This is a genomic window from Lederbergia graminis, from assembly GCF_042655485.1.
In the GTDB taxonomy this organism is placed as follows: Bacteria; Bacillota; Bacilli; order Bacillales; family Bacillaceae_C; genus Lederbergia; species Lederbergia graminis.
The window spans coordinates 54,793-60,792 of sequence record NZ_JBHSMC010000045.1 but is presented as its reverse complement, the minus strand read 5'-3'; the positions used below and the strand labels follow the sequence as shown (position 1 = coordinate 60,792).

Below are 6,000 nucleotides of genomic sequence, written 5' to 3'. Positions count from 1 at the left end.
GGAACTGATTTAGTCATCGTTACCTACACTACAATAGGAGCTTTTTCAATTTTTATCAATATTTTTGTTCATTTTACATTTTTTTACTGCTGTGCAACGCTAGTGCCTGGTGCCTGGCACCCACACAATTCAGAATAGTATTGGTGCCAGGCACCCAAACAACTCCCGTTCAATTCAGAATAGTTCCGGTGCCAGGCACCAACAAAAAACTTGACAAAATTTTCTTTTTGTGCTATAATTTACAATTAAATTTTTGTTGTATATAATAAGATTCTCCTGGCCAGGGGAATCTTATTTTTTTTGGGAGGGACATGGTATGAAACAAGATGAATCCAGTTTAACTTCCTTAGTATCGGCATTCGGTCGTGCATATCACAGTAAATATGACACGCCAAAGATTTTTGATGATTTTATTGCAAACAAGTTAATCACAGAAGAAGAGTATTCTGCTATTAGTAAGAATATGATTGAGGGAATCCATTTTTTCAACGAAGAAATTGGACAGAAATATAAAGAGAATCCAGAAAAAATCCTTAAGTGGGTTACACAAGCTCAGCTATCCCCAATATCACTAGCACGCTCTGCATATACTGAACAGGTTTTACTTAATGAACTGAAGTTAGGCGTCGGTCAATACGTCATTTTGGGAGCTGGCTTGGATACATTTGCATTCCGATTTCCAGAATTCGAGAAAAACTTGGAGATATTTGAGGTCGATCACCCTGCTACTCAACAATTAAAAAAGAAAAAGTTAGACGATGCTGGATTCGATATCCCGAGCAACCTTCACTTTGTTACTATGGACTTTACGAAGAAATTTGCTGAGAAGAAGTTAGTAGCTGCCGGATTCAATCCAAATAAAAAAACATTCATTAGCCTTTTAGGGGTATCTTATTATTTAACGAAAGAGGAAAATGAATCTTTGATTAACAATATATTTGCTAATATTCCATCTGGTAGCTCAATTGTTTTTGACTATGCGGATGAAACACTTTTCGAAACAAAAGGAAAGTCTAATAGAGTTGAAAATATGGTGAAATTAGCTTATGCAAGTGGGGAACCTATGAAATCAAATTTCACTTATACAGAAATTGAAAGTTTGTTAGAAAAAATAGGTTTACTCATATACGAACATTTGTCACCAAAAAATATAAATGACCAATTCTTCCAAAATAGAACAGATTACCTAACTTCCTTCGAAACCATACACTTTATACATGCAGTAAAACGGTAAGCCCTGGTGCCAGGCACCCACACAATTCAGAATAGTATTGGTGCCAGGCACCCAAACAACTCCGGAACAATTCAGAATAATCCCGGTGCCAGGCACCTAAAAAAGACCAAATCGATTTGATTTGGTCTTTTCGTTTGGAAGCTTGGCTATAAATGGGACGAGGAACCTGACCCCATGTCCCTTGACCCCATGTCCCTATAGTTTAAATTGGTTTATTTGGGTGTTTAGTTTTTCTGCTAATTCGGCTAGTTGTTCTGCTCCGCGGGCGATTTCTTCCATGGAGCTGCTGGTTTGTTCTGTTGTTGCTGCTGCTTGTTCTACTCCGGCAGCTGATTCTTGGCTGACGGCTGCGATTTCCTCGATGGAATTTTGCATTTGATTGCTATTTTTCGTAAGGTCTTGCAGATTTACGTTCATAATTTGAATTCGTTCTACCATGTTTGTAATCGATTCGTTTATGTTAACAAATGTTTCGCCAGTTACTTTTATTTGATTTGTTCCCTCTTCTACTACTTCATAACTGGATTGCAGGGAGTCGACTGTTTGATCTGCCCCTTGTAAAATACGCTTTACAATTGCAGTAATCTGTTCTACAGAGGAAGCAACTTGTTCGGATAGTTTTCTTACCTCTGATGCAACAACAGCAAATCCTTTTCCGTGTTCACCAGCTCTAGCTGCTTCGATCGCAGCATTTAAAGAGAGGAGGTTTGTTTGCGCCGCAATATCTTGAATTACTTGGATAAGCGTGGATATTTCTCGTGTTTCTGCATCTAACTCTTTCATGTTTTCAACAGCAAGCTGTACTTTTTGATGAATATTTTCCATCTGAAGTACTGAGTTATCCATTAGGGAGCGACCTTCTTCCGTCATCGTTAACACGACTTCGGATGACTTTTCAATTGCTGTCCCATTATCATTAATCGTTTGTAATTTTACTGTAAAATTATCCATCATTTCAGAAAGCATTGTGGCGCTACTTGCCTGTGATTCCGTGCCAGATGCTAACTCTTGCATGGTGGAGGCAATTTGTTCGCCAGCTTCTCGCACTTCATTTGTAGATTGAGTGAATTCATCACTTTGACTCGTAATCGTATCGGATGCATCATGTACATGGCGAATGATACCTTTTAAACTATCATGCATTTGATTCATTTCATTGGACAGCAAGCCAATTTCATCAGTAGCTTTTGTCTTAATGGGCTCATGTGTAAGGTCCCCATTTGCTAAATGATTCATCTGTTTGGCAACAAGTTTAATAGGTTTCGTAATATAGTTTGCAAACAGCCATATGAGAATGGAGCCAATGATGAGTGAAATGCCGGTGATGATTAAAACTAAGTTAAGGATGTTATTAGCAGGTTGATTAAAATCCTCCATATACGTACTGGCATTCACAATCCAACCCCAAACTGGATCTATTTTTGTGTATGTTATTATTTCTCCAAATTCATCGTCTTTACCCGGCAACTTCCAATCATAATAGGTGATTCCGCCGCCATTATTGCCTAATTCAATTATTTCTTGAACAAACTTCTTGCCATTTTTATCTTCTAAATGCCAGACGATTTCACCTTCCGAGAATCGGTCCGCAATATATTCACCATTTTGATCGAGAATGTACATATAGCCATTCTCACCAAGATCAAAATTTTCATTAACTGGTCTAGTTCCATCCTGATTCTTTTTCCCAAGAATGAAGGTTTTTACTTTTTCATGGGCTTCATCCCGAGTCAAATTCCCGTTTTGAACTTCCTCATTCAATGATTGAATTAACATAATCGTCATTTCAACACTGTTTTTTAAATTAGTTGCACCTAATTCATCTAGACTTGATTTACTCTCGTAGTAGGAAAATGCTCCACTTAGAATGAGAGGAATGGATAGTAGTAAGAATGAAACACTTACAAGTTTCGCTTTTATACTTGATTTAAAAATTGTGAAAATTTTCAACAGGGGCACCTTCTTTATATTCTAGTTAGTAAGTTCATCGATGTAAGATCAAATATATAATTTAAAATAGAAATGAGGTTTTCATATATTCGCAGCATTTGTTCCTACGTTGAATGGGGGTAGTAATACCTCAGGCTTATATTTTTCTAATTGCTATCATTAAGTAACATGTATATTTCTAGATTTCCAATCTGGTCGAATGCGGTAGTTATTTGCAATCCTCTTTGATAATCAGCTTTTATTGTTTCCCCGTCCATAATGGTGGGGGATGTGATATCGATGTAGATTTCTTTATTGGCTACATTAGTTGCTAGACCACCTGCAATCATATTCGCTAGTTCACCACGAAAAGAAGAAAGCATCTCACCTTCTAGTGGCATTCCGAACATAGTTTGTGCAATGTGTTGAAAAAGTGAAGTATCGCCGGCGAGCACCATTTTTCCTTTTACATCTCCGGTCAAACTAAGTAGCACAGCACAGGGGAAATCTAGATGCTGATAATCGGTCATATGTATGTTATCTATCTTGTTCTGGATTGGTACAACCGTATTAAGGGATAAAATTATTCCGTTTATTAAATCCTCGTCTAGTTTTGTGAAGGATTCTAGTGAAATGGTAGTCATACTTTTCTCCTTTATAAAAATTTAGAACGTAATTGGTGTTATATAGAGGTTGTAGCTATTAGAAGGGATAGATTCCTAGAATAATGTACAAGGAATCAGTGTTTTCACAAAAATTGCTCCCAACTAATTTTAAAACTATTTTGAAATAAAAACAATGACTTATTCGACATAAAAGGACAATATTCCCCGTTCTTCACGTCTTCCATTCCATACTCTAGAAAATATTGTCATATTATGGGACGCGGGGTCAGAAACGTTGTCCCGTTTTCAGAATAGTTCCGGTGCCAGGCACCAAAACAAAAGAGGCACCCATGCAACTTTTATTTCATATTTTGTATGTAAGGATATGTATATAGGGGTGTGTAATATGGGGTTAATTCCTTTTGATCGTTCTAGAGATTTATCTAATATGAGGAAGGATTTGGATAGGATTTTCACAGGTTTTCCTTTTGACTTTGGAGATGAACAGCATCATTTTGGAAGTATACGGATAGATATCCAAGAGACGAATCGTGAGGTTATTGCAACTTGTCATATTCCTGGGTTAGATAATAAAGCGGATGTTAAAGTTGATATAGAGAATAATGTATTACACATTAGTGGTTCCTCCAACAGACTAACTGAGGTTAAGAAAGAGAATATGTTTGTACAACAAAGATATGCAAGTAGCTTTCGCAGAGCAATACCTTTACCAGCTACCGTCTCTAAAATAGGTGTAGAAACTTCCTGTAACGGTGATATACTAGAAGTAAAAATTCCAAAGATTGTAGAATAAGAGTGAGGATTTTTCTATGTGCCAGGCACCCAAACAATTCAGAATAGTCCCGGTGCCTGGCACCACAGCAGGGTGCCTGGTACCGGCACTGCAACACGGCGTGGAGAAAGACTCCACGCCGTGTTAATTTTAAAGTTGTGAAGGGTCCGTGTTTTTTGAATCTAGGGGGATCCCAGTTTTTTCGGATAGTTGTTCTATTGTATTTAAGTATTCATCCATAATGGTTTTAGCAATGCTTAATTTTCCGTTTGCTTCTGTGATAATATCGGGATCTTGTGCATCGATTGCAGAGAGGATTAAAGTAAATGCACTATATTGGGTATTTACAGCTGCGATATATTGTTCATGAGCGGCTCGAATTTCTTTGTTTCTAGGAAGGATTTCTTCAACATCGTCCACAAATTGATTGTATCCTGGAACTACCTCTTTTTTTAATGTTGTATACAAAGTCTCGTCATTGACATAATTTTCTCCAGTTACACTACTATAAAGTGAAATTAATCTTCCTTCTTCCGGTGCTAGTTGTTTTATAGCATTTACATATTCCGCAAACGCCTTTTTCAACTCATTAAACTCGGAATCATCTTCTGAAATCTCATCAGTAGATGGATTTTTTTCTTTGTCTTCTTCATCAGTTATATCTTCATTTGTATTTTCCTCACCTGTTAATTCTTCTACTTTGTTTCCCGTATTTTTATCCACTTCATTTGATTTATCTTCAGAGGAATTTTTTACTCCACAGCCGGCCAAAAACAAAAGTAACACAATGATGAGGTACGATCCAATTTTTTTCATATCTGTCTCCTTTTTCGTGAAATTCAGCTTGCATGCAGTCCGCGCTATCCCCAATTTAATTTTTTCGGGGAAGTGACATAAATTTCAAGCCATCTTGTTTATAAAAATCATTCAATAAATCATCCAATTTCTGGCTGATTGTGACAGTAAGTGGGTGTGTCAATCCGTAAACAGTTCCAACTCGAACCATCTTTTGTCGTGTGTCATTAATTTCTTCTATTAAATCTGCATTTAATTGTTCGTAGCACAAGGAAATCACCCATCCTTACAAATGTATTTGGAAATCATTTCAAGGTCAAAAATTAGAGATGTAGCGAAATATTATATTCAGCAAAGGTGGGTAAATGTGTGGGAATGGTAAGGGAGAAAAACATTATTTTTCTTTATATACGACCATCGCAGCAACGGAAAAAATGGTTGCAGAAAACTTAATTTCTAACACCTCAATCGATGCATTGTTGATAAAATGGTTCACATTGTTATCCAAACTTTTCTCTGTCATCGCAGTAAATGTTCTGACTTTCATAGAATTTCCCTCCTTTTGGTGGTTGGAATTAGCAAGAAATTCGGCAAACATACCGACCAGCTTTTCGCTCTATAGTACACATACGAATGATAGGTGG

General features: G+C 36.9%; 7 protein-coding genes. 2 read left to right on the top strand and 5 right to left on the bottom strand.

Going from position 1 to position 6,000, the window contains the following annotated elements; all coding sequences use genetic code 11:
- Positions 1-316 precede the first annotated feature (316 nt).
- Positions 317-1,234, top strand: coding sequence for a class I SAM-dependent methyltransferase (locus ACFPM4_RS20165; protein WP_382355863.1), 918 nt, complete (start codon positions 317-319; stop codon positions 1,232-1,234).
- A 195-nt stretch (positions 1,235-1,429) separates the two neighbouring features.
- Here the strand turns inward: ACFPM4_RS20165 and ACFPM4_RS20160 are convergent, their stop codons facing one another.
- The gene (locus ACFPM4_RS20160; RefSeq protein WP_382355860.1) at positions 1,430-3,193 is read right to left on the bottom strand and encodes a methyl-accepting chemotaxis protein; all 1,764 of its coding nucleotides are present in this window, start codon (positions 3,191-3,193) and stop codon (positions 1,430-1,432) included.
- A 137-nt stretch (positions 3,194-3,330) separates the two neighbouring features.
- On the bottom strand, positions 3,331-3,807 hold the full coding sequence (locus ACFPM4_RS20155) for a chemotaxis protein CheX (protein WP_382355857.1): 477 nt from the start codon (positions 3,805-3,807) through the stop codon (positions 3,331-3,333).
- 367 nt (positions 3,808-4,174) lie between these two features.
- Between ACFPM4_RS20155 and ACFPM4_RS20150 the strand changes: the two genes are divergently transcribed.
- Positions 4,175-4,582: an Hsp20/alpha crystallin family protein gene (locus ACFPM4_RS20150; protein WP_382355854.1), complete on the top strand. Its 408-nt coding sequence runs from the start codon at positions 4,175-4,177 to the stop codon at positions 4,580-4,582.
- 129 nt (positions 4,583-4,711) lie between these two features.
- On the opposite strand, the gene ACFPM4_RS20145 is transcribed toward ACFPM4_RS20150, so the two are convergent.
- The 3 genes from ACFPM4_RS20145 to ACFPM4_RS20135 all read right to left on the bottom strand — a co-directional run bounded on the left by ACFPM4_RS20145 (position 4,712) and on the right by ACFPM4_RS20135 (position 5,903).
- Positions 4,712-5,377 carry a hypothetical protein gene (locus ACFPM4_RS20145; RefSeq protein ID WP_382355851.1) on the bottom strand — a complete coding sequence of 222 codons (666 nt, stop codon included), beginning with the start codon at positions 5,375-5,377 and terminating at the stop codon, positions 4,712-4,714.
- 55 nt (positions 5,378-5,432) lie between these two features.
- Complete coding sequence (locus ACFPM4_RS20140; RefSeq protein WP_382355848.1) at positions 5,433-5,627, bottom strand: aspartyl-phosphate phosphatase Spo0E family protein; 195 nt, start codon at positions 5,625-5,627, stop codon at positions 5,433-5,435.
- 123 nt (positions 5,628-5,750) lie between these two features.
- Complete coding sequence (locus tag ACFPM4_RS20135; RefSeq protein WP_186324908.1) at positions 5,751-5,903, bottom strand: hypothetical protein; 153 nt, start codon at positions 5,901-5,903, stop codon at positions 5,751-5,753.
- Positions 5,904-6,000: the final 97 nt, after the last annotated feature.